The sequence below is a fragment of the Mesorhizobium sp. WSM4830 genome (assembly GCF_055811495.1).
Map to the genome: position 1 here is coordinate 33,447 of NZ_JBVVQI010000030.1, position 22,471 is coordinate 55,917.

24 protein-coding genes and 1 pseudogene are annotated in these 22,471 nt (G+C 60.5%); 19 read left to right on the plus strand and 6 right to left on the minus strand.

The features are described from left to right. The first annotated feature begins 124 nt into the window (after positions 1 to 124). The 7 genes from repA (at position 125) to AC0L2Y_RS28210 (ending at position 6,711) form a co-directional block, all read left to right on the plus strand. Positions 125 to 1,333: a plasmid partitioning protein RepA gene (gene repA, locus AC0L2Y_RS28180; protein WP_473561044.1), complete on the plus strand. Its 1,209-nt coding sequence runs from the start codon at positions 125 to 127 to the stop codon at positions 1,331 to 1,333. 71 nt (positions 1,334 to 1,404) lie between these two features. After that, on the plus strand, positions 1,405 to 2,391 hold the full coding sequence (gene repB, locus AC0L2Y_RS28185; protein WP_473560998.1) for a plasmid partitioning protein RepB: 987 nt from the start codon (positions 1,405 to 1,407) through the stop codon (positions 2,389 to 2,391). Positions 2,392 to 2,547: 156 nt separating this feature from the next. Beyond that, entirely contained in the window at positions 2,548 to 3,753 is a 1,206-nt protein-coding gene (gene repC / locus AC0L2Y_RS28190; protein ID WP_473560999.1) for a plasmid replication protein RepC, read from the plus strand. Positions 3,754 to 3,842: 89 nt separating this feature from the next. Then, positions 3,843 to 4,274, plus strand: a complete 432-nt coding sequence (locus AC0L2Y_RS28195) for an antitoxin Xre-like helix-turn-helix domain-containing protein (RefSeq protein ID WP_473561000.1) — start codon at positions 3,843 to 3,845, stop codon at positions 4,272 to 4,274. After that, on the plus strand, positions 4,271 to 4,753 hold the full coding sequence (locus AC0L2Y_RS28200) for an RES family NAD+ phosphorylase (RefSeq protein WP_473561001.1): 483 nt from the start codon (positions 4,271 to 4,273) through the stop codon (positions 4,751 to 4,753). Before AC0L2Y_RS28195 ends, AC0L2Y_RS28200 begins: the two co-directional genes overlap by 4 nt. A 174-nt stretch (positions 4,754 to 4,927) precedes the next feature. Then, positions 4,928 to 5,545, plus strand: coding sequence for a hypothetical protein (locus AC0L2Y_RS28205; protein ID WP_473561003.1), 618 nt, complete (start codon positions 4,928 to 4,930; stop codon positions 5,543 to 5,545). Beyond that, the gene (locus AC0L2Y_RS28210) at positions 5,542 to 6,711 is read left to right on the plus strand and encodes a hypothetical protein (RefSeq protein ID WP_473561004.1); all 1,170 of its coding nucleotides are present in this window, start codon (positions 5,542 to 5,544) and stop codon (positions 6,709 to 6,711) included. The genes AC0L2Y_RS28205 and AC0L2Y_RS28210 overlap by 4 nt, the downstream gene beginning before the upstream one ends. A 78-nt stretch (positions 6,712 to 6,789) precedes the next feature. Here the strand turns inward: AC0L2Y_RS28210 and AC0L2Y_RS28215 are convergent, their stop codons facing one another. Then, positions 6,790 to 7,692, minus strand: coding sequence for a tyrosine-type recombinase/integrase (locus AC0L2Y_RS28215; RefSeq protein ID WP_473561006.1), 903 nt, complete (start codon positions 7,690 to 7,692; stop codon positions 6,790 to 6,792). 400 nt (positions 7,693 to 8,092) lie between these two features. Between AC0L2Y_RS28215 and AC0L2Y_RS28220 the strand changes: the two genes are divergently transcribed. The 3 genes from AC0L2Y_RS28220 (at position 8,093) to AC0L2Y_RS28230 (ending at position 9,517) form a co-directional block, all read left to right on the plus strand. Next, entirely contained in the window at positions 8,093 to 8,344 is a 252-nt protein-coding gene (locus AC0L2Y_RS28220) for a hypothetical protein (RefSeq protein WP_473561008.1), read from the plus strand. A 207-nt stretch (positions 8,345 to 8,551) separates the two neighbouring features. Then, on the plus strand, positions 8,552 to 8,749 hold the full coding sequence (locus AC0L2Y_RS28225; protein WP_473561010.1) for a hypothetical protein: 198 nt from the start codon (positions 8,552 to 8,554) through the stop codon (positions 8,747 to 8,749). Between the two features lie 9 nt (positions 8,750 to 8,758). Further along, entirely contained in the window at positions 8,759 to 9,517 is a 759-nt protein-coding gene (locus tag AC0L2Y_RS28230; protein ID WP_473561012.1) for a nitroreductase, read from the plus strand. On the opposite strand, the pseudogene AC0L2Y_RS28235 reads toward AC0L2Y_RS28230, so the two are convergent. Next, positions 9,502 to 10,047 (minus strand): annotated as a pseudogene (locus tag AC0L2Y_RS28235) (sarcosine oxidase subunit gamma). The gene AC0L2Y_RS28230 and the pseudogene AC0L2Y_RS28235 sit on opposite strands and share 16 nt — an antisense overlap. Positions 10,048 to 10,424: 377 nt before the next feature. Between AC0L2Y_RS28235 and AC0L2Y_RS28240 the strand changes: the two are divergent. Beyond that, positions 10,425 to 10,775: a DUF5131 family protein gene (locus AC0L2Y_RS28240; protein ID WP_473561015.1), complete on the plus strand. Its 351-nt coding sequence runs from the start codon at positions 10,425 to 10,427 to the stop codon at positions 10,773 to 10,775. Positions 10,776 to 10,946: 171 nt separating this feature from the next. Here the strand turns inward: AC0L2Y_RS28240 and AC0L2Y_RS28245 are convergent, their stop codons facing one another. From AC0L2Y_RS28245 to AC0L2Y_RS28255, 3 genes are all read right to left on the minus strand, one after another. After that, positions 10,947 to 11,147, minus strand: coding sequence for a DUF6494 family protein (locus AC0L2Y_RS28245; RefSeq protein WP_008878415.1), 201 nt, complete (start codon positions 11,145 to 11,147; stop codon positions 10,947 to 10,949). Between the two features lie 256 nt (positions 11,148 to 11,403). Further along, positions 11,404 to 12,573: a tyrosine-type recombinase/integrase gene (locus tag AC0L2Y_RS28250; RefSeq protein WP_473561017.1), complete on the minus strand. Its 1,170-nt coding sequence runs from the start codon at positions 12,571 to 12,573 to the stop codon at positions 11,404 to 11,406. A gap of 9 nt (positions 12,574 to 12,582) precedes the next feature. Further along, the gene (locus tag AC0L2Y_RS28255; protein WP_473561019.1) at positions 12,583 to 13,674 is read right to left on the minus strand and encodes a hypothetical protein; all 1,092 of its coding nucleotides are present in this window, start codon (positions 13,672 to 13,674) and stop codon (positions 12,583 to 12,585) included. Between the two features lie 233 nt (positions 13,675 to 13,907). Between AC0L2Y_RS28255 and AC0L2Y_RS28260 the strand changes: the two genes are divergently transcribed. Together AC0L2Y_RS28260 and AC0L2Y_RS28265 are read left to right on the plus strand one after the other, a co-directional pair. Beyond that, positions 13,908 to 15,026 carry an RHE_PE00001 family protein gene (locus AC0L2Y_RS28260; RefSeq protein ID WP_473561020.1) on the plus strand — a complete coding sequence of 373 codons (1,119 nt, stop codon included), beginning with the start codon at positions 13,908 to 13,910 and terminating at the stop codon, positions 15,024 to 15,026. Between the two features lie 157 nt (positions 15,027 to 15,183). Further along, positions 15,184 to 15,807: an XRE family transcriptional regulator gene (locus AC0L2Y_RS28265; protein ID WP_473561022.1), complete on the plus strand. Its 624-nt coding sequence runs from the start codon at positions 15,184 to 15,186 to the stop codon at positions 15,805 to 15,807. Positions 15,808 to 15,953: 146 nt separating this feature from the next. On the opposite strand, the gene AC0L2Y_RS28270 is transcribed toward AC0L2Y_RS28265, so the two are convergent. Beyond that, positions 15,954 to 16,181, minus strand: coding sequence for a hypothetical protein (locus tag AC0L2Y_RS28270; RefSeq protein WP_473561023.1), 228 nt, complete (start codon positions 16,179 to 16,181; stop codon positions 15,954 to 15,956). Between the two features lie 158 nt (positions 16,182 to 16,339). Here AC0L2Y_RS28270 and AC0L2Y_RS28275 point away from each other — a divergent pair, with 158 nt between their 5' ends. The 6 genes from AC0L2Y_RS28275 (at position 16,340) to AC0L2Y_RS28300 (ending at position 22,431) form a co-directional block, all read left to right on the plus strand. Continuing rightward, entirely contained in the window at positions 16,340 to 17,164 is an 825-nt protein-coding gene (locus tag AC0L2Y_RS28275; protein WP_473561046.1) for a MurR/RpiR family transcriptional regulator, read from the plus strand. Between the two features lie 72 nt (positions 17,165 to 17,236). After that, positions 17,237 to 18,382, plus strand: coding sequence for an ABC transporter ATP-binding protein (locus AC0L2Y_RS28280; RefSeq protein ID WP_473561024.1), 1,146 nt, complete (start codon positions 17,237 to 17,239; stop codon positions 18,380 to 18,382). 1 nt (position 18,383) lies between these two features. Continuing rightward, on the plus strand, positions 18,384 to 19,337 hold the full coding sequence (locus tag AC0L2Y_RS28285) for a carbohydrate ABC transporter permease (RefSeq protein WP_473561025.1): 954 nt from the start codon (positions 18,384 to 18,386) through the stop codon (positions 19,335 to 19,337). Further along, complete coding sequence (locus tag AC0L2Y_RS28290) at positions 19,334 to 20,167, plus strand: carbohydrate ABC transporter permease (protein WP_473561026.1); 834 nt, start codon at positions 19,334 to 19,336, stop codon at positions 20,165 to 20,167. Before AC0L2Y_RS28285 ends, AC0L2Y_RS28290 begins: the two co-directional genes overlap by 4 nt. Positions 20,168 to 20,210: 43 nt before the next feature. Then, entirely contained in the window at positions 20,211 to 21,470 is a 1,260-nt protein-coding gene (locus AC0L2Y_RS28295; protein ID WP_473561028.1) for an ABC transporter substrate-binding protein, read from the plus strand. Between the two features lie 274 nt (positions 21,471 to 21,744). Further along, positions 21,745 to 22,431 carry an HAD family hydrolase gene (locus AC0L2Y_RS28300; RefSeq protein ID WP_473561030.1) on the plus strand — a complete coding sequence of 229 codons (687 nt, stop codon included), beginning with the start codon at positions 21,745 to 21,747 and terminating at the stop codon, positions 22,429 to 22,431. The last annotated feature ends 40 nt before the right edge of the window (positions 22,432 to 22,471 follow it).

Consider the following 22,471-nt stretch of genomic DNA (forward strand, 5'->3'; position numbering starts at 1 on the left):
TGCTATCCTGAGACCATTAAGCTTTTGTTAACTTTAAATTTCTTGCCCGGGCGAACGAATCGGACATAATGACGGTTGCTTGGCGCTTTTACGTCAAAAATCGTTTTTAGAGAGTCTCGATCGAATGAACGTGAGTTCGCCCGTTCCTACGAAAGTCCCGCTGCTGTTCGAGAAAAGTATCCTCGATCAGGGCGACCAGATATCGAAGAAGTTGCACCTGCTTTCGATGCAGCGCTTCCCTCCCCATGCAAAGAAAAATCTTCGTTCGTTCTCGCTGGCGGAGGTTGCCACGTATCTGGGGGTGTCCCAGAGCCATCTGAAGAAACTGCATCTGGAAGGAAAGGGACCGGTGCCTGAAACCTCGACGTCGGGCAGACGCTCGTACACTGCTGAACAGATGCTTGAGTTGCGCCAGTATCTCGACCAGTACGGTCGATCCGATGCCCGCATGTATGTTCCCCATCGGCGACCGAGCGAGAAGCTTCAGATTTTGGCTGTGGTTAATTTCAAGGGGGGCAGCGGGAAGACCACTACCGCTGCCCACCTCGCCCAATACCTGGCACTTACCGGGCACCGTGTCCTAGCTGTCGATCTCGATCCGCAGGCGTCGCTTTCTTCCTTGCATGGGTTCCAACCTGAACTTGACCAGACAAAATCGCTTTACGACGCGATTCGTTATGACGACGAGAGGGTGCCTCTCTCGGAAATCATCAAGCCGACGAATTTTCCGGGCTTGGACATCGTCCCAGCGAACTTAGAGCTGCAGGAATTCGAATACGACACGCCTCTAGCAATGACGGACAAGTCTTCGAATGTGGGCAGGGCGTTTTTCACGCGCATCTCGAAGGCATTGATGGAAGTCGACGATCTCTACGATGTCATAGTTATCGATTGTCCGCCGCAGCTTGGCTACCTTACGATCACCGCACTGACCGCGGCGACCTCAGTGTTGATCACGATCCATCCGCAAATGCTCGATGTTATGAGCATGGGCCAGTTTCTGCTCATGCTCGGGAACATCCTGGAGCCGATCAGGGCGGCCGGTGCGGAGGTGAATTTGGAATGGTATCGCTATCTTGTTACTCGATTCGAACCCACGGATCAGCCGCAAGCGCAGATGGTGGCGTTCCTGCATACGCTGTTCGGCGAATTCATTCTCAAGAACCAGATGTTGAAATCAACGGCGATTTCCGATGCGGGGATTACCAAGCAGACCCTCTACGAAGTCGAAAAGAATGCGATGACCCGTTCCACATACGAGCGAGCAATGGAGGCCTTGGACGTCGTAAACGGCGAAATCGTAGCTTTGATTCATGAAGCATGGGGGCGTTGACTTTGTCTGCTGACAAAAGTGGATATTTGCCAAATGTATTCAATGCACTACGCGCTATCTGGAGGTAAAATATGGCACGTAAGAATCTTCTTGCAGGCCTGGTAGAAGCTGAGGCCGACGACCGGACGTCATCAGCCTCCGCTGCGGCATATCCAATCCGCGGCGCGTCAAAATCCATGATCCGCTCAGTCAACGAGTTGGCAAAGCAAGCCGATGCGTATCTTGAGGGGGAGCATGTGGTCGAACTCGACCCAAGCGCAGTCGATGGCTCGTTCGTTTCCGACCGCATGGGCGACGACGAGGAACAATATCAAGAGCTGCTGGAAGCGATTAGGGAGAGAGGGCAGGATTCTCCCATACTTGTCCGTCCGCATCCGAGCTCAGACGGCCGCTACATGATCGTCTTCGGCCATCGAAGAGTCCGAGTCGCTCGCGAACTGGGACGGAGGGTGAGGGCAGTCGTCAAGGAGATCGACGACAGGACCCATGTAATTGCCCAGGGTCAGGAGAATTCCGCTCGGGCAAATCTCACTTTCATCGAGAAGGCGATGTTCGCAAAGCGCCTTGAGGATTTGGGGTACGACAGAGATGTGATCTCGTCAGCATTGGCCGCGAACGCCGCTGCGGTCTCGAAGATGGTATCGGTTGTCACCAGAATTCCCGCATCTGTGATCGGTAAGATTGGATCAGCTCCGTCTGTAGGCCGCGAGCGTTGGGTTGAGCTGTCTCTGCTCGCCGGCAAGAAATCCGAAGTGGTTAATGCAATCGTGTCCGAACCAGAATTCGGTGAGCTGGAGAGCAACGAACGCTTCGAAAGGTTGCTAGCAGCCTTGAATGCTAAGGGGAAGCCGGTTCGCAAGGTAGCCATTAAGTCCCAAGCACAGTCCTGGGTCCCCGAGGACAAATCAGTTAGCGTCAGCGTCAAGAAGGCAGGCAAGGCCATCACGATCGCCGTGAAGGAGATGGACGGCAGCCGCTTTGGGACGTGGATTTCCGATAATCTGGGCAACCTTTATGAGGCGTTCAGAAAGTCGGAGAAGACATCAATAGGAGACTGAAACCGCAAAAGAAAAAGGCCCCCGAACGTCACCGTCGCGGAAGCCCTTCTCGTCTGTCGCAAGCTGAGAATCGCATTTCCCCGAATCACTGTCAAGAGTCTTTGGCGTCGTTTTGGCGAGCAGATTTCTTTTGCCTAATCGAGGGTGAAAGAAAAAATGGAGACGGGTATTGCAACGACGCCCTTTGGGCGGCGGCCGATGTCGCTTGCCATGCTGGCAGCGCAAAACGATTCACGTGAAATCCCCAAGGGCAGGGTCGTCGACAAGTGGCAGATCTATCGCAATCTCTGCGAAGGCAAGAGCATCGTCGGCATCGGGGATCGTGCTCTGGCCGTCCTGAACGCGTTGCTATCATTTTATCCTGACAGTGAGTTGAGCGAGGAAAACGACCTCATCGTCTTTCCCTCGAACGCTCAGCTGTCTCTCAGGGCGCACGGGATGCCTGACGCCACGCTCCGGCGGCACCTGGCGGCTCTTGTGGACTGCGGGCTGATCATCCGTCGGGATAGCCCGAACGGCAAGCGCTACGCCCGCAAGGGCAGAGGAGGGGAGATCGAGGAAGCATTTGGCTTCTCCCTGGCGCCGCTGCTGGCTCGTGCTTATGAGTGCGAGGCGGCGGCCGAGCGTGTTCGCGCCGACAACAGGGCGCTCAGGCTTATCCGCGAGCGGATCACCTTGCAGCGCCGTGACATCCACAAGCTGATCGAGGCGGCGCTTGACGAAGATGTCCCAGGAGACTGGGGGGGCCTGTGGAAGCGATTCCGCGGCGTTGTGGAGGCGGTTCCGCGCCGTGCCAGCGTCCCCGAGCTCGAGCCGATCGTAGCCGATCTGGCCGCCTTGCGTGATGATGTGGATAAGCTGCTGGAAATCCATATGAAATCCACGAATCCGAACGGCAATGACTCTCAAAACGAGCGGCAGCAATCTAATTCAAACACCGACTCTATTTTTGAATTTGAACCTGCTTTGGAGAAAAGCGGGCCGACGGCCGAGCCCAGGACGAGGACCGCAGAGGCCCCGAAAACATACCCGCTGGGGATGGTGCTAAAGGCCTGCCCTGAAATTGCGGACTACGCCGTTGATGGGATCGACAGTTGGCGCGATTTCATGATTACCGCCGCCCAGGTGAGGGGCTACCTTGGTGTCTCGCTGTCGGCATATGAGGAGGCCTGCCATGCGATGGGCCAGGAAACCGCCGCGATCGTGATTGCCTGCATCCTGCAACGCGCTCAGCACATCAATTCCGCCGGCGGATACCTGCGCGTGCTGACTGACAAGGCCAGGGCAGGGGCGTTTTCGGTCGGGCCGATGCTGATGGCGGCATTGCGAGCGAACGGCGTGACAGCAAAGATGACAGGGTAACCGTTGGCGGATCGTTCGCGCTGATGCGGGGGGCTTGTATGGCGCATCATGTGAGGCTATATTTTGTCTCAAATGGATTGGAGAGTGAGATGCCAGCATTCGGAAATGTCGCCGACGTGTTGGGGCTGCCCGTTAAAGAGGTGGCGGCGCGGTCGCCCTTCGGGCTGATCTCCCGGATCGAGCATGGACTTCCCATTGGGGCGCTCGAGCGCGTTGCGCATCTTCTGGCGCCTGGCGACGCTCAGTTCAAATACCGGCTGATCCCCAAGGCGACCTATGAGCGGCGCAAGGCGGTACATCGCCTCTCGTCGGACGAGGGCACACGATTGGCCCGCGTGGCGCGCATCTGGGGTCTTGCTGTCGATGTCTGGCAGAACGAAGAGGAAGCGCGCGATTTCTTGTTTCGGCCGCACCCGATGATTGAGGACAAGCGACCGATCGATGTCGTTATCCTGAGCGAGTTCGGCGCCGAAATGGTGGTCGATGTCCTCGGAGGTCTGAAGTACGGCAGTGCTGCGTGACGGCGCAGACTCTCGATCGCACGCTATCGTCCTTTCGCATCGGCGATCCGGCCGGCACCTACCCGATCTTCGACGCGACCGGCTCGACAATCGCGCCAGGGCGATGGAACACGCCCGGAAGTCCTATCATCTACACCAGCGAGCACTATTCGACGGCCCTGTTGGAAAAGCTGGTGCATGGCAGCGGCCGCCTGCCGCCCAACCAGCACTACATCAAAATCACAATCCCGCGCGGACTGAGCTACGAGGTCTTTTCCCAGCCGTCACTGCCGGGCTGGGACACGATGCCGGCGACGGTGAGCAGGGGATATGGCGAAGCTTGGTGTTTAGCACGGCGCAGCGTCATCCTGCTGGTGCCTAGTGTCGTGGCGCGCCTCGATTGCAATGTGCTGATCAATCCGGCGCATCCGGAGTTTTCAAGGATCCAAACAAGTCTGCACCAGCCCGTCTACTGGGACCGGCGGCTGTTTGGCGCGTAACGGGGGAGGCCGGGGCTTTCTGTTGCTATCAGCGTGTGCCTGCCGACATGCAACAGCTGGCGGATTTCGTCACCGCCGATGCTGATTGCGGCGCTGCGGGCGCAAAGCCGATCAAACAAGGACAGGGTGAGGGTTCTCGGTTAGCATCGACGCGCATCTTTGCGGAGGAAAAATATGACCAGTGTGACGCGCGACAGCTTCGAGGCATGGAGCAGGCTTTGTGCGGCGGGCGGGCTTGAGCTCGACGATCGCGATGCCGATTTCGGGGAGAACCTACGCACCGCACTTTCGCCATCGGCCGCCACACTGGAGGAGGCGCTGCGCTCCAGTTCCACCGATCATCTCGTCAGAGCTGTCTTTGACTTGGCAGAGCCCTTCGTGGCCATGTTCCGCGCCATCCTGAGCTTCTTCCAGGCTGCCGGAGTGCAGCAGGGCCGCTCCCAATGGGATATCCATATCGACGAGGAACACTTCGAACTGAAGCATTTCGAGAAGTTTCTCGAGACTTGGAACGCGCTCGATTGCGAAGTGGATGTCCCAGCTGTCGATTCCGAAGGCGCTTCGGCAATCTTGCGGGCGGGTGATGACCTGATCGATGCAGAATGGCGCGCGAAGACCGGTGTCCCAGATGTCGATCATTGGCAGCAAATATATCATTATGGGGGACTTTATCTTCCTTCCCTCGCTCGCTCCACGCCGATCGTGTCCCGGCTGGGTTTCGGGATGCGATCTCGATCGCCACCGTTCTGGTGGACCGCGTTCGCCGTGCTTGGCCAGATCGCGAGACAATGATGCAAGCCTATCGGGATCATAGGCTCGGGTTCGAGAGCAGCGACGGCTTCAACTTAGGAACTATCGCGCAGCACGAGACTGACTTTCAACTTGGCTTCATAGTGGCGCAGCTTGGGCGGTATGTGTCGTTGGATGAGGCAAGCCAACGCATGGTCGGGCAACGGCTCGCCATCGCGTTAAGCCGCTACCCGAGACGCAAGATTGGCATTCGGGCGGAGCTGCCGGAATTGGAGCGCATTCTATCTCTGCCTCTCTGGCAGCGTCGCCACGAGCTCTACGCCGTCTGGATCGCGACCGAGATCGTCAACTCTCTCGACGGCCACGATTGCGCGCTCAATCACGAGAAAGGCCGCATCACTTTCGCGTTTCGAGAGTCTGTCATTGCGACAGTGCGTTCGAGCCACCCGAAAGTTAGGTTGTTCGCCGAGCGGCGCAGCCGTCTCATCGCACCGATCGGGCATGGCCGCACGGGCCACGTCCAACCCGACTACAGCCTGTGGCGCAGCTCCGGAGATCGGGAAGAGTGTGGTCTCGTCGTCGAGGTGAAGCATTACAAGCGCGGGTCGCCGGCACGATTCCGGGAGGCACTGATCGACTATGCTCGGGCGCATCGCGCCGCGAAGGTCTTACTCGTCAATCATGGCCCAGCGCGGGAGAGCTTCCACGCAGCCGATCGCGATGTCAGCGGCCGATGTATCGTAATCGGTGATTTGACTCCAAGCCACCTGAGACAGCGCGAAACATTGAAGGAGATTGTTCGGGACTACGTGGGCGAGCCAGTCTTCCGCAGGACTGGTGTCGATGCGGGACCGCTCCTCATGCTTGCGGTCGATGTATCAGCGTCGATGTCGGCTGCGATCGACGCGCCAGACTTCGCCGGGCTTTTATCCTCGGTTGCGGAAGGGCGCACAGCAGCCGTAGCCCTCGTCGATTCCGAGATTCAAAGCGTCGGGCAACTCGACCTCGTCAATAACGACATTAGACGCTCACGTCGCGGCCACACAAGCCTGCACGAACCCATCAACAGCCTACTCGAAGATCATGAACGTGTCGTCTTGCTAACCGATAGGGACGGCATTGCTGATCTCGTTGGATTCAAGACCAAACATTTGGGCTCCAGGCACGCTGGCGGGATAAGCGTCGAGTTCATCGAGATTGAACGATGACTGCTCGGCACCGTCGGCCAGATCTATATCGAGTGAATTCCATAGAACCAAGATCATCTCACGCATCTACCAATCTGGTCAGGCAAGAATCCTGACCGCTCGACCGAGCGTCCGTTCGGCGTCGTTATAGTAATTCGAGGCCTGCTGCACGGAGCGGTGCTGCGACTGCTGCATGGCTTCCGGCAGCGGAATGCCGCGGCGTGCGGCTTCGGTGAGATAGCCGGAGCGCAGGCCATGGGCGGAAAAAAGCGTCGGATCGAGTCCAGCCTCGGCGAGGCGGCGCTTAACGATCAGGTTGACCGCCTGCGGCGTCGGCGCGCGTTTTTCGAGATTGCCCCAAAGGTCGATGCCGCGAAACACCGCGCCTTCAGTGACGCCGGCGCGCTCGAGCCAGTCCTTTAAGACCAGCACCGGACGGCCGACGAGCAGCACGAAAGCATCGCTATCGGCTTGTGTCGTCTTGGTGCGGCCAAGCCGGATCGACAGGCAAGGCAGCTTTTCGCCGTCGGGATTATTCGTTGCCCGGAAGGCGAGATCCTCCAGCACGAGTGCATTGACCGGGGCTTCATCCCCCGCAAGGTCAATGATGCTGAGGTCCGGGAGAATGCACTCGTCACTCAGATTCGGAAACACCGCTTCCCTGAGTGGCCGGAAATCGTCGTTATCTTCATGAGCCGCAATGGCGGCGGTTGCGCCAGCAACAAGATCGGCAAGTTGCACCGCAGGATTCTCGGCTGAAGATGCGAAAGCGATCGGCTTGGCCATGTTCCAGGTCAGGCGTCGGCGCTTTCCGAAAACGTTGATGTAGACGGGATCCGGACGATTCACCATGCCATCGTAAATGCTCGCAAGTGCGTGGAGCGGCTTTGAATCGTCACAGACGACCTCGAGCAAGGAATAGCGCTCGCCCCAGGCGCGCAGGTGATCAGTGACGGCACTGATCGTCAGATCGAGCACCCACTTACCGGTATCACCTGTCAATTAAAGGCCCCGCGTTTCCTGGGCGATGATGACATTGTAGCCGCGTGCAAAGCGCAAGATAGGTCCGAGCAACAAGCTGAAATGCTGGGGATCGGCGTCGCCAAACAGGCTTCAATGCGTCTCGATAAGGATGTCAGCATGACATCGCCCGCCGCATAGAGCAGGGTTACGCACCCGGCAGGTTGTCGACGCCTGGGACTATCATTAGCCGGCGGCATGCCGTGAACGTTTCGCGACGTTCTAGATGTTGCCATCGATTGCCGACGGCCGAGTGCATCGCGGCACGCGCTGCAATGAGGCTCTGCACGGCGGCGGATAGCCCGGCTATTCCCTCGCCGGCCTGCAGCGCCTGTTTGATTAAGCGGGACTGAAACACCCACGACAACACCGCGGATCTGGTGTGCATGACGCGTTGCCCGACCAGCTTTTTGCGGGCGATGGTCAGCGCGCGAACGGCAAACGCCAGAAGTCACTTCACATGCGCCGGCTTGAAGAAGCCGATGCGGGCAAATCCGTACGTCGCCGCAGGGCTCAGCGGCAGCCTCAAAAGACCAAAATCAGAGCGGCTTCGTGTATCCACAGCGCCGATAAGATTCATACAAACAATCGATTTTATCAATCTTGCCCGATGCTGGATAAGGACAGCGCCTAACGGCGCATCGATCTTTCGATCGCCAGGTGGGACCAACGCTTAAGTCGGGCAACGGCACGCGCGGGCGCGGTCTCTGGCGGTCATTGAGAAGTTCAATTGAGCGGCGGCGGCTCCGGTCAAGGACGCCGCGCGCCTCATCAGGCCAACTCGTTTGGAAGGTCGCCTGCACGAGAGTGCCGTCCCTCAGCCATTAAATTGGAGAAGCCGTTGAAACTTACAGGTAAAATCATCGTCATAACCGGTGTCTCCCCCGGAGTAGGCAGCGAAGTCGCCCGTCTTGCCCGGTGCGAAGGCGCGCGCGTCATCGGCTCGCTTGAGGTGATCCCATTGTCACGCTGGATCATTTCTAGACTGCGCATGATCCTTTCCGGAAACCGATTTCCGGTTTCCGGGGTCATGCGCTAAGGACGGCCGATGCTAGAAAACAGAACTACAGTTACAGATGATGCGGCGATCGTAGACGAGGCAATCACGTCGCGCCGTTCGGTGCGCGCCTTCCTGCCCGACATGGTCGATGACGAGACGATCCGCGCCATTCTCTCTGTTGCCGCGCGTGCACCTTCGGGCACCAACATGCAGCCCTGGCGGGTCTACGTCACCACGGGCGAGGTCAAGCAGCAGATCACCGACGCCATCCTCAACTCCGGCATCCGCGCCGAAAAGGCCGAGTGGGACGAGTATCGCTTTTATCCCGACCAGTTCTTCGAACCCTATCTCACCCGGCGGCGGGCCAACGGCTTCGGTCTCTACGGCGTGCTCGGCATCGGCCGTCGCGAGGTCGACAGGATGCGCGCGCAGCATGACCGTAATTTCGTCTTCTTCGACGCGCCGGTCGGCATGATCTTCACCGTCGACCGGCGGCTGAACAAGGGGTCGTGGATCGACTACGGCATGTTCCTGCAGAACATCATGGTGGCGGCGCGGGGCAGGGGCCTGCACACCTGCCCGCAGGCTGCCTTCGCGCCCTATCACCGGCAGATCAGGCCGGTGCTCAACATCCCCGACGAGGAGATCGTCGTCTGCGGCATGGCGCTCGGCCATGAAGACACATCCAAGCCCGAAAATGCCTTCCGCACCGACCGCGCGCCGCTGGAAGAGTGGGTGACGTTCGCCAATGAGCTGGCGCCACGTGAGGTGACGACGCGCCGTCTCTCAGTCTACTGCACTTCGTAGCCGACTTCCTCGCTGGCGTGGCAGAGCGCCTTCCAGAACGAGCGGGCAAACGAGCGGAATACATAGATGTCGAACTGATCGGCGCCGGTGCGCTGGATCTGGGCGAAGACGTCGTGATGCATGGTCGAGCGGCCGGCGCCGATCGGGAAAGCCGGCAGCGCGAAATCGATGGCGAAGAATTTCCCAGCACCCATTCGGCCTTCGGTCCGGCGATACGGATCGCGGTGCGGCCGTGCGAAAGGTCGGTCACCGTACCGATGGCCGAAGTGACGACACTGGCAAAGGCCGACGCCAAGCCTTCGGCCTCACAGTGAATTTTCCCGGCGCAAAGCCGAACACCGACCTCATGCCGTCGGTGCTGCCGGCGCCGGCGCCATCGGGCAGAGCGAGGCCGGTCACGGTGCGGATACCTGATATCAACTCCTTCTCCTGGCCCGGCCAGGCAGCGAGCTGCAGGATCGCCCCGGCCTGGTTTCGGAGAGGATGACATCGACGCCGTGTTCGAAATCGCCGTGCGAGCCGGTGCGCAGTTCCGGCTCAAGCGGTGCCGGCTCGAGCGGTGATTGGTGCTGTTGCTTGGCAGTTAATGGTGAGAATGCGGTCGTTTCGGTTGGGTTTGGCAGTTAATTGCGAGAATGGGGTAGCTAAGATTCTCAATTTAACTGCAATCGCATCAGCGTGAAGGTCATAAATCCTTTGAATTTTATACACCGTCCTCGAGAAATTCGCTCCCGTTGCGTTGCCGACGCTGCTCCTCACATTAAATGCCGACGGCCCAGTATGGTTATCAAATTAAGTGCACGTTCTCAAATTAAGGGCACAGCTAACCAACTGAAATCATTGAAATGCGATTCTCATAATTAACTGCAAAGCGACACCGGCCCCTCCAAGAGCTTGCGCGGGAACCGTGACACAAAATCAGGAAGTGAAGTGGAGCTGCGATATCCTTCTGGAGCCTTTCTCCTGGAAAGATCCGAAGATCGTGCGTGTTCAGCCCGATTTTTTCGAGCCGGAGATCAGAAACGCATGGCGCGACAAGGTGTTTGCGGCAACGTCGCTTTGTCCACAGCACCGATTTTGGCTGAGAACCGCCTATCCGCAGCTTTACGGTCAGTACATTGAACAAATCGCCCATGATCGTCTCGAATGGCTTGCGTGGCGGGTGTCGGCAAGCCAGGTGCTGCGGGAGCTTGGCCGTCAGGAGGAGGCAACCGGCAATGGCCCGGCGTGGCCGCTGGCCAATGTCGATGTCGAATGAGCGGCGCGGTCCGCAACAGGCCGAGGGCTTGGTTTTCGCTTGTATTCGAACTGCACCAGTCGGGCCGATAGCCAAGAGCGTGGTGAGCGGTACTGCGTGGATCCGACCAGACCCCATTCCAACTGCCAATTCGTCTCGACGCTTTCGGCCGCGTCGAACGTTTGGCCTGGCTTATGGAAGTTCGATCTCGCCGTCCACCACGTGGTTGAGGCCGGTGCCTTCCGCCGTCAGCGTTATGCGGACGTTCAACTTCTTCTTCTTCTCGCCGCCGATTTGTCCTTCGCGCACCGTCTCCTCGATCTTGCGCTGGGAGGTGACGCCGACTTCCTTTAGGAACTTGCGGATCGACATGTTGAAGGCGTCTTCGCTCATGGCGGAACTCCTCTGTGTCTGGAAGAGATTGTAAGGGAAGGCAAGGGATCAAGGAAGCAGGACGGTGCCGCTCGGTCTCAGAGGAACAGATCCCGAGCCGGAAGGAGGCGTCGGGCCCTTGGACTTGATCGGCCTTTGGAAGAGGGAAGAGTGGGCGCTTACTGCCAAGCCGCTGCTGTGAATCGGTGTCGTAATAGTGCACAAGGGCCGTCTTTGTGCGGGCAGCAGTGTTTCCGAGAGAACGGCTGGGGACGCGTCAGACAATCAGCCTTGCCGCGCGTCCCAACTGCCGTTCCGCATCGTTGTAGTAGCGCGAAGCCTGCTGGACGGAGTGGTGCTGCGACTGCTGCATGGCTTCGGACAGCGGAATGCTGCGGCGGGCGGTTTCGGTGAGGTAGCCCGAGCGCAGGCCATGCGCGGAAAAGGCTTGCGGGTCGAGGCCGGCCTCGGCGATGCGGCGCTTCAGGATCAGGTTGACCGCCTGCGGCGTCAGGGCGCGTTTTTCGAGATTGCCCCAACGGTCGATGCCGCGAAACACGGCGCCTTCGCTGATGTCCGCACGCTCCAGCCACTCCCGCACGACCAGGACCGGACGGCCGACCAGAAGCACGAAGGCGTCGCTGTCGGCTTGTGTCGTCTTGGTCCGGCCGAGCCGGATCGACAGGCACGGCAGTTTTTCGCCGTCGGGAGCTTTCGGATCGGCCGGCACCGGGTCTTCTTCGATGATCTGCTCGATCCTGAGCGAAGCGATCTCGCTGCGGCGGCGGCCGCCGGAGGCGAAGGCGGTGATGAGGATCGCGCGATCCCTGACGTCGACGAGACGGTCGCCGGCGCAGGCTTTTAGGAGCGCGGTCAAAATGTCGGCGGTCACCGCCTTCTTGCTCTTGCGGCCGCGCGGGCGGGCGCTCGCGCGCACGGCGAGTTTTATGGCGCTGCGCAGGCCTGGCGCATTAAACTTTCCCCTAAGACCGCGCCATTTGGTCAGCGTCGACCAGCTGGACAGACGCCGGCGCACGGTGTTCGGTGCATGCGGTCCATCGACGCGCAGCAGGCCTTGGGTCCTGAGCGCTGCAGCCACCTCTTCGGGCATGCCGTGCGTGGACAAAAGATCGCGTTTTGCGGGATCCCACAGGTGATGGGCGACGAATTTGATCAGCAGCGCCTCCGGCGCCGGCCAGGGGAGCGAAAAACCGGTCGCGGCCAGAGACCAGGCTTCGAGGTAGCCGAGATCTGAGGCCAGGGCGCGCAGGGAATTCTCGCCGATGCCTTCCTTGGCGAGATGGCGCAGGGTGGCGACGTCGTCGTCGGTCAAAAGTTCGGCCAGAAAATCGCGCCGGTCGAACGGCAGCACCGACTCCAGCGCATCGAGCGCCTCCGCACGGCGCAGTTTTTGCTCGGATACGGGCTTTGGCAGGCGAAGATCCATGGCGGCGGCTCAGAACAGATATTTTTTGTCGGCCCAGGCGAGCAGCACAGCTGCATCGCGGTCTGGCAGGCGGACGCGGCCGGCGCGCAAGCCGTTGGCGATCGCATCGCCGACGTCCGGATCGACCCAGTGCCCGTGCGTCAAAAAAAAGAACCAGGCGAAGGGCAGGCCCACCTCGGCGTCGATCGCCTCGATGCGCTCCATCACCCGGTGGATGGACATGCCATCTTCGACGAGCAGCCTTTCGGCCGGCATTTTCAGTGGCCGCGGGATAAAACCGATTTCGCGCCGGCCACGATCGTCAAGATCGTGGATGTCAAAAGCCCAATGGGCAAAAATGCGGTGGCCGCAAGCGCTCGACCGCTCCCAGTCGGCAAAAAAGCGGTTTTCGCGCGGTACGAAATCGAACCACCCGGGACTGGCTTCCAGGAAGGGGATGTCTCGTGTGCCGGCGGGCCCAACCTCGATGACGCGGTTTGCGAGCTCGGGCCGCGGCGCCTGGCGTTGCTCGCGTTCGACTCGGGCCCGGCGCGCCAGAAAACTGCGCATGTGGACGATGCCGCCCCCGGAACGGCCGCGCAGCCGGTAGACTGGCCCTGCCAGCTGTTGTGTCTCGACCGCGGAACCGCGGGAAACCCAGATCGGCTCGAACAGATCGTCAACGTTGCGGGGGCGATAGTCGAGATCGACCACGGGTCCGGCCAAAACCTCGATCTCGCGGCCGAGCGAGATCTGCAAAAAATCGGCGACGCCCGGCCCGGTCGGCGCAAAGGCGAAGGCGCTGGTGCCGCGCCATTCGGCGAATTTTTCTTTGCTCTCCCGATGTCGGTTCCAAAAGGCGGTGAGATTACCGCAACATTCCTGCAGCTCGCGCTCGATCCAGGCACGGTGATCGCCGCGGCGCGTGCCGTCAGCAGCGATCACAGCGTGAGGGTTGCGCCAATAGGGTTCGTCGATCGCCTCGACGGTGAAGGCAAAGCCTGGAAAGGCCTTGTTGAGGGCAGCGGCGAGCTCGGCGTCGGCCGACTGCGCCTCCAGAGCTGCGAGCACGGTTTCGACCGAAGCGGGGTCGGGCAGGCGGACGGGTTTTTCTTCGCTCATGCCGGTGGGCCCTTTTTGCGCGGTAGAAAGCCGCGCCTTGCGTCATTCTCGGCCGCGCGGGACGTCGTCGGCGGCCATCTTGGGGCCGAAAATGGCTGATTTGCGCCGCAAAAACAATCACTATCGATAAGAGGTGATTATCGATAGTGATATAGCCGCCAGAGAAAATCCCCCGCAAGTCAACTTAACTGCCTGATAGCATTGACTAATGCGAATCAGTCATCATGAAAACAATGGCTTACACGCTCGACAAACTGCCCCTGGAAACCCTAATCGGACCGGTTGCCCGCGCCACCGAGGTTTTGGCCCGCCTTGACGAGCGGCTGGCCCGTTCCCCCGTCGGCGACGGTTTTGTCGAGCGCCAGCACTTCGCCGACGCAGCCGCCGCCCTGTGGCTCGAGGGCGAGCTCGTCCACCTCGAAGACCTCGTCCTGCACGACGCCCACATGGACATTCGCACCCCAACCCACGAACTCACCCGCGCGCACGCGGTGCTGCGTACCCGCCGGCGCATTTTTGTGCAGAAGCCGGACTGGGCGCTCAGCCGAGAAGGTTTTTTGGCCCTGACCGGTCGGGACGGCGCTCCGCCTGCGGCGGGACAAAAAAGTCGGGAAGGGGAGCGGGCCAGCCCCATTGAGGCTGACGGTCGGGATGACGCTGACGACGATCTTCTGGCCGAAGAATTTGCCGAGATCGATGCTGTCCTGGCACGCTCGTCAAAGATTCTCAGCGGCGCCGACGTGCCTGCTCGAAAAAAGGAAACGTCACGACGTGACCGGCCGGACCTGATCTACGATCTCGACTGGAATGAAGAAGAACGGCTGGCCGAATGGCAGGCCGTCCTTGCGGAAACGCGGGAGTTGCCGGCGGTGTTGCGCGCGGCGCTCCTGCTCGAGGCCTGGCAAAACATCGAAGTGCTGCAGCATGGCATGTGGCTCGGGCCGCTGTTCGTCGCCGCGCTGCTGCGGCAGGAAGGCCTTGCCGCCCACCATCTCGCCAGCCTGCATCTCGGCGCGAAAAACATTCCGCGCGAGCGGCGGCAGGCGCGCAATCGCTCGCATCGGTTGTTGGCTTTTGTCGATGCCATCCACGAGGCAGCGCTGGCCGGGTTGAAAGAGCATGACCGGCTGGTGATGGCGAAAAGGCAGATGGAACGGCGGCTGCGGGAGCGGCGCGTCAGTTCAAAACTTTCCGACCTGATCGAGCTGGTGCTGTCGCGGCCACTTGTCTCGACTGGCATGGTTCAGAAGGGGCTAAAAGTGACAAAACAGGGGGCGCTGAATCTGGTCGGTGAGCTTGGGCTGCGCGAGATGACGGGCAGGGGAAGGTTTCGGGCGTGGGGGATTATGTGAGCCTCGGTCGGTCACGATAACATCATCTTTACGAAATTATCGAACTTGACGAACTTACGATCTGTAACCATATTGGTGACAGCAGGAGGTTGTCATCATGGCCGCTCCAAAACGCAGCAATCATAGCGGGACCGGGTCTCATGCGGGGGTCGCCAGCATGGGTTTTACCACGAAGTTGCCGGCACAGGCCGATTTCAAAAAAATGTTGCTCGAACGCTATCAGGAGGCGATCGCACACAGCCGCAAGATCGGCCATCGCGTATCGTTCCGGGTAGAGGTCGATCCGGCCGCCGGCGCGCAGACGATCACGCCGATCGAGGAACAGCCGAGCGCTTCAGATGCGTTTCCCGTCGAGGATACGGGCAAGCCCGACGCTGAGCTTGAAGCCGCGCTCGTCCAGGCGCGCGAACGCGGTCGAAAGCGTGTTGCCGAAATTGTCGCCGGCGAAGACATGTTGAGCGCGGATGCCTTTTCCAAGCTGATCGGCACGTCGCGGGTGACGGTCAATGCCAAGCGGCAGAGCGGGCAGGTGCTCGGCATCGATGGTGCCAAGCGCGGCTTCCGGTTTCCTGTCTGGCAGCTCGACAAGCATGGCCGGCCCTTCGGGGCATTGCCGGCGCTCCATGCGATGTTGGGCAACAATGCCTGGGCGGTCTACCGGTTTCTGGTGTCACCCCATGGCGCGCTCGATGGGCGGACGGGTCTTCGTGCCCTTCAGCAAGGCGATGACGCTTCGGTGTTGTCCGCGGCGGAAGGCATGGCCAGAGGCGATTTCGACTGAATGCCCGGCGTTCCACCTCCACCCGATTTCGGGCGCGCAAAGCTCGAAATCGAGACCATACCGCCGGGGGACATTCGGTCGGATCTACTGGAGCACCTATCCCGATCCGCTCGGATACGGGAGGCTACGGATCGCTCGATGGTCGCTCACGCATGGCCGAGTTCCAGCAACTGGCGAACAAACAGTTGCCCTTCGGTTGGAATAAAGCTCCACTTCGTCACAAAACTTAAATTAAACACCGATATTTGCTGCCGCGATACGCCGATGGCTGACTGCGAGCTATCCCCAACGTCGCGGAGCAAAATGACCAGTCTGCTTACTCCCTGGCGCAGCGTCTCTGCTGCATTTGCCGTCAACGGTGTCTTGTTCGGCACCTGGGCATCTCGCGTGCCGGTGGTGGCCCGCCTTGATCTGAGTGGGGCGGGGCTCGGAGTGCTGTTGTTTTTTCTGGGGCTCGGCGCGCTGATCTCGTTCCCTATCGCGGGCCGGCTTTCCGACAGTCAGGGCGCTTAAAGGAACAGGTATTTTGGTGATGAACATCAACTCACCGGCGGCGACAGCGGCACGGCATGAGAATATCCTGGTTCGCTTGCAGGAGGACTTCGATCTTCTGCCAAACGCGCTCGCGCGCATCGCCAAGTACATCTTGGAAAACCCTGAAAAGGTGCTGCACCAATCCGTCGCGGAGCTAGGTGACTTCGCGGGTAGTGGTGAAGCAAGCATCTTGCGGCTGTGCCGGCAGATCGGCTTTTCCGGCTTTCGAGATTTCAAGCTGGCCCTGGCGGCGGAAATCGGCCGCCCCGGGCTTCATTCCGCGGGCCCCGAACAGCCGGATCAAGTCTTGAAGTCACTGCACGATTCCATGGCGCAGAACCTTGCCATCGCACACAGCAATGCGGATCCCGAAACGCTTGCAAAGGTCGCCGCAGCACTTGCGGCAAGTCGACGGATCGATCTCTATGGAGCGGGGATGTCGGGTGTGACGGCTGAACTGCTTGCCTATAGGCTCTTGCGTGTTGGGCTTACGGCCTTGGCGTTCAGAAGTTCCAACATGGCTCACGAGGTCGCCAACGGGCTCGGTCCGGGATGCGTGGCAATCGGCTTCTCGATCTCGGGTCTGTCGGTTGACACCGTGCAGTTCCTCAAGACGGCCCGTTCCGCCGGGGCGGTGACGGTCGCCATCACCAACCGCTCTCGCAGCCCCTTGGGTGAAACGGCGGACTTTAACCTAAAGGCTTCGAGCCTTCATGACCTCCCGATCGGTGCAATGCTGACGCCGATGGTCGGCAAGATCTTCGTCATCGAGAGCCTGATGGTGGCGCTTGGCAAGGCGATGGAGCAACCCGTCCAAAAATGAAACTAAACTCCATTCTGTCATGAAGATGAAATAAAACACCACTACAGCTGCCGCCAACCGAAAGGAACCGGAATGGCAGCTTTGGATCTCCATATAGACAAGATCAGCAAGAGCTTTGGGGCGACGGCTGTCCTTCGCGATGTTTCCCTTAGAGTCGCCGCCGGCGAATTCGTCACCCTGCTCGGGCCTTCCGGCTGCGGCAAGTCCACGCTTCTGCGCATCATAGCGGGGCTTGAGCGTGCGGACCAGGGTCACGTGCGCGCCGGCGGCAGGGAACTGGACGGCGTCGCGCCAAAGGATCGCGACCTCGCCTTCGTGTTCCAGAGCTTTGCGCTCTATCCGCACCTGAGCGTCTACGACAACATCGCCGCCCCTCTGGTCATGCGGGAACTCTCAAGCCTCGAACGGCTCCCGGTGATCGGACCTCTGCTGCCGGGCGCCGACGAGCGCAATCGCTCGATCGAGACGCGGGTCCGGCAGACCTCGGCACTCCTCAAGCTCGACACGCTGCTCGATCGCCGTCCGGCCGCACTTTCCGGTGGACAGCGGCAGCGTGTGGCGTTGGGGCGCGCCATGGTGCGTAATCCGAAGATCTTCCTGATGGACGAGCCGCTGGCGAACCTCGACGCAGCGCTGCGCATCCATACGCGCGGCGAGATCGCGCGGCTCCACAAGGAGATGGAAACGACGACGTTGTTCGTGACCCACGACCAAGCCGAGGCGGCGGCGCTTTCCGACCGTGTTGCCGTCATGTTCGGCGGCGAAATCCGCCAGATTGCGAGCCCGGCTGATCTCTATCGCGATCCCGTCGATCTGGAGGTAGCGCGGTTCCTGGCGCAGCCATTCTTGAACGAATTGGCTGTGACAGCACCGATTGGCGGAGCGCTTCCGATCGGCAGCAGCAGGATCGTCATTCGCGATGCTCTTGAATGCCGAGAGGCCGGAACGTTGGCTTTCCGGCCCGAGCATGCTGCCCTGGTCGGTCGTGACCAGCCGCGCGCCTTGCCGGTTCGCGTCATGCGCATCGAGCATACGGGGACCGATGCCCACGTGTTTGTCCGTGCCGACGGCGCCGAGCTCGTCGTCCGCATTGCTGCCGAAGAGGCTCAATCGCTGCGGGTCCATGAGGACCTCGGACTAACCATCGATGCGGAAAAGGCCTGGTTCTTCCCCGCAAGTGGATCCCGGCACCATCGTACTCAGAAGAAGGCAGCGTGACATGGCCGCGGTCGATGACATCTCGGTCAGTCTGATAACTACACAAATCCGGGCTCATTATCGGTCAGAGGGTGCGCAGGCGAAGGCCGGCATCATTCTCGCACTGCCGGCGACGCTGTTGCTGGCGGCCCTGTTAATCGGGCCAGCCATCATGGTGCTCCTACTGTCATTTACAGACGCATCGCTCGGACTATCGGGCATCCGTTTTGTCGGGCTCGACAATTATGCGCGCATGCTGAGCGACCCGGGCTTTGCAATCAGCCTGCGCAACACCGCGCTCTATGTGCTCGTGGTCGTGCCGGTTTCGATCGGGTGGGGTCTGCTGGTCGCACTCTTTCTCGCACGCGCACGCTTTGCTGCATTTTATCGCACCGTCTACTTTCTGCCGGTCGCCGCGACGCTCGTGGCGCTCGCCACCGCCTGGGAGGCGATCCTCCATCCCAGCCTCGGCGTCGCCAACGCGCTGCTTCAGCTCCTCGGCGCCTCGCCGGTCAGATTCCTGTCCGATCCGTCGACAGCGCTCTATGCGCTTGCGGGCATCGGCATCTGGCAGCTGGTCGGCTTCAACATGATCCTCTTCCTGGCCGGGCTGTCGACCATTCCCGAGGAACTCTACGAAGCCGCGGCAATTGACGGCGCGGACAGGGGGCTGAAGCGCTTCCTGCTCGTGACCTGGCCAATGCTGGCGCCAGTGACGCTGTTCGCCACCGTGATGACGATCATCCGCGCCTTTTCGGTGTTCGAGACGGTCGCGGTCCTGACCCAAGGCGGGCCGGTCAAGTCGACCACCGTCATTCTCTATACCTTTTATGAGGAAGGCTTCCGATTCTTCCGGGTGGGCTATGCGTCGGCGATCGCCGTTTCCTTCTTCGTCTTCGTGACCTTGCTGTCGCTCCTCCAGATGCGCTTCTCCGAGTGCCGGGCCGGCTCGAAAACCAGGGTGGGCCGGTCATGATAGTCGCCCAATCCGCCGCATCCCGCCTTGTCGCGCATACCGTGCTTCTCGCCGGCGCGATCGTCATGGTCTTCCCGTTTTTGTGGATGCTGCTCGCCTCGACAACGCCGCAGAGCGAGATCTTTAGTGGCAGCCTGTTTCCGGCCCCGACCTTTGCCGGCGCGATCGAGAATTACGGGAAGGCCCTGACCGCGATCCCACTCTTGCGCTTCATGGCTAACGGCTTGATCGTCTGCCTTGCCATCCTCGTTCTGCAGATCGCAATCGCGATCCCGTGTGGCTATGCGCTGGCCAAGCTCACTTTTCCGGGCCGGCCGCTCCTGCTCGGCGCCGTCCTGCTTGGCCTTCTGGTGCCGGTGCAGATCCCGACCATCCCCATCTATATCGCAATCGCCAAGTCGGGCCTCGTCAACAGCTACGCCGCGCTGATACTGCCCTGGATCATCTCGGTCTTCGCGATCTTCCTGTTCCGGCAGTTCTTCGTGACCTTCCCGGACGAGGTGATCGACGCAGCCCGCCTCGACGGCTTCAGCGAGCTCTCGATCGCCTGGCGGATCATGCTGCCCGCGGCCTGGCCGGCGGTCGCCTCCTTCTCGATCTTCTCCATCGTCGCCCACTGGAACGATCTCTATTGGCCGCTGGTGGTGACGACCAATCCCGACATGATGACCCCTTCGCTCGGTATTGCCTATTTCCGGCAATCGGGTGAGGGCGCCGGTCATGTCGGTGCACTGATGGCCGGAGGCGTTCTCGTGACCGCGCCCTTGGTCGCCGTGTTTCTGCTCATGCAGAAACATTTCATCCGGGGCCTCGTGCTCGGCCGACACTGACCCCGTCTGAATCCAATTCATCCAGAACCTCAGGAGAGCAATCTTGAAACCCTTTGCCTTGATCCTTGCCGCCGGCATCCTCGCGGCCGGCATGGCTGCCCCGGCAGCCCATGCGGAAACGACGCTCGATGTCCTTTATGCCTGGCCCGAGCACGAAGTGCTCCACAAGTCGGTCGCCGAACCCTTCATGGCGGTCCATCCGGACACCAAAATCAACTTGCTGGCCGCAGCACCGAGCTATGACGAAGCAGTCCAGATGCTGATCCGCCAGAGCATGGCCGACCAACTGCCGGATGTCTCCTTTGTCGGCTTCAACGTGCTGCGCCCGCTCGTCGCCCGCGGGCTCGTTCAGCCGATCGACGATCTCGTTGCCGCCGACAAACTGACCGAGAAGGGCTATACGGACCAGGTGCTATCGCTCGCCAAGGCGGACGGAAAGCTCTACGGCCTGCCTTTTGCCATGTCGACGCCGGTCGTCTATTACAACGCCGACCTCGTGAAGAAGGCGGGCGGCGACCCGGACAAGATCCCGAGCGACTGGGACGGCTTCATAGCGCTCGCCGGCAAGATCGGCGCGCTTGGCGACGGCACGTCAGGTATGTACTACGAGGTGGGTTACGACGATTGGACGACCCAGAACCTGGTGCGCAACCTCGGCGGCCAGATGATGAACGACGAGGAGACCGATATCGCCTTCGACGGTCCGACGGGTCAGGCTGCGGTCAAACTGTTCAAGCGGTTCCATACGGAAGGCGCGCAGCCGGCCATCGAAAACCGCGCCGCGAGGCAACTTTTCTACGCCGGCAAGCTCGGCTTCTACTTTGCTTCCACCGGCGGCGTCAGCGGGTTCGAAAACGAAGTCGGTAACAGGTTCACGATGCGCACCGCCCAGCAACCGCTCGGAGCCGAGAATGCAACTATGCCGACGGGCGGCATGGTGGCCGTGATCCTAACCAGCGACCCCGGGAAGCGCGCCGCCGCCTGGCAGTATATCAAATTCGCGACCGGTCCAGATGGCCAGAGTATTGTCGTGCCCAACACCGGCTACATGCCGACCAACACCCTTGCCCTCGACGAGGATCATCTCGCCGGCTTCTACGAGAAACACCCTAATTGGTACATCAGCGTGCTGCAGACGCCGCGTGCCCGTCCGTGGTTCGCCTGGCCCGGAGACAACGGCGTCGAGATTGCCCGGGTCATCCAAGACGAAATGACCGCTATCGCGCTTGGAGCCAAGGAGCCGGAAGCGGCCCTTTCCGACATGGCCTCGCAGGTTCGCGCGCTCCTGCCGAAGACCAACTGACATTCGGCTTTTGGGGGCGCCGGCACGCCGTGCGGCGCCCCTTCGTTTCCAGACCAACATGACCTTGCGATGCAACGCCCGGAGCCACGAGCGGCGATCTGGTGGCAGCAACGTGACATCATTGATGCAGTGATGTGGGGCGCCACGTTACCCCAGGGCCGGTCTGACGAAGATGATCGAGCACGCCAACTCCCTGAAATGCAACACAACCCCGAACCCCGAAAATCACGCCGAGCGGAAGAGGCTCCGCGTGGCAAATTGTACGGTAAAGAACATGATCGAACTGGTTATTTTTGACTGCGACGGCGTTCTCGTCGACAGCGAACTGATTGCAGCCCGTGTGACCGCCGAGCTGCTCGCCGAACTGGGAGCCGAGATCTCCGGCGAAGAGGTTTTGACGGCTTTCGCCGGTCTCGACGCGGATGCAAACGTCAAGCGTATCGAGTCGGATTACGGCATCACTTTGCCGCAGGATTTTGATGATCGTGACGCGCGCAATCTCGAACTAGCCTTTCAGGCTGAACTACAGCCGATGGCTGGCGTGATGCTGCTTCTGCAGAAACTGGACGTCCCGTTCTGCGTCGCCTCCAACAGCAGTCACGCACGGCTGCGCCAGACCTTTTTGCTCACCGGTCTCGCACCCCTTGTGGAAGGCCGTGTCTTCAGTGCCGACGACGTGACGCGCGGAAAGCCGGCCCCGGATCTTTTCTGGCACGCCGCCGGGCGGATGGGTGATATCCCCGCTGATCGCTGCCTTGTCATCGAAGACAGTATAGTCGGCGTGACCGCCGCCCGCGGGGCCGGCATGCGGGTGATTGGATTCTGCGGCGGCAGCCATATCCGTACCGGTCACGACCTGCGCCTGCGCGCGTTGGGCGCTGAAACCGTGGTGTCGGATCATGATGCCCTCGGCGCATACCTCCCACTTACCGGCGATGTGGCTTCCCACCGGACCGCATGACCTTCTTCCCAGCAATCCTTCCCCTCTCTTTTCAGGACCC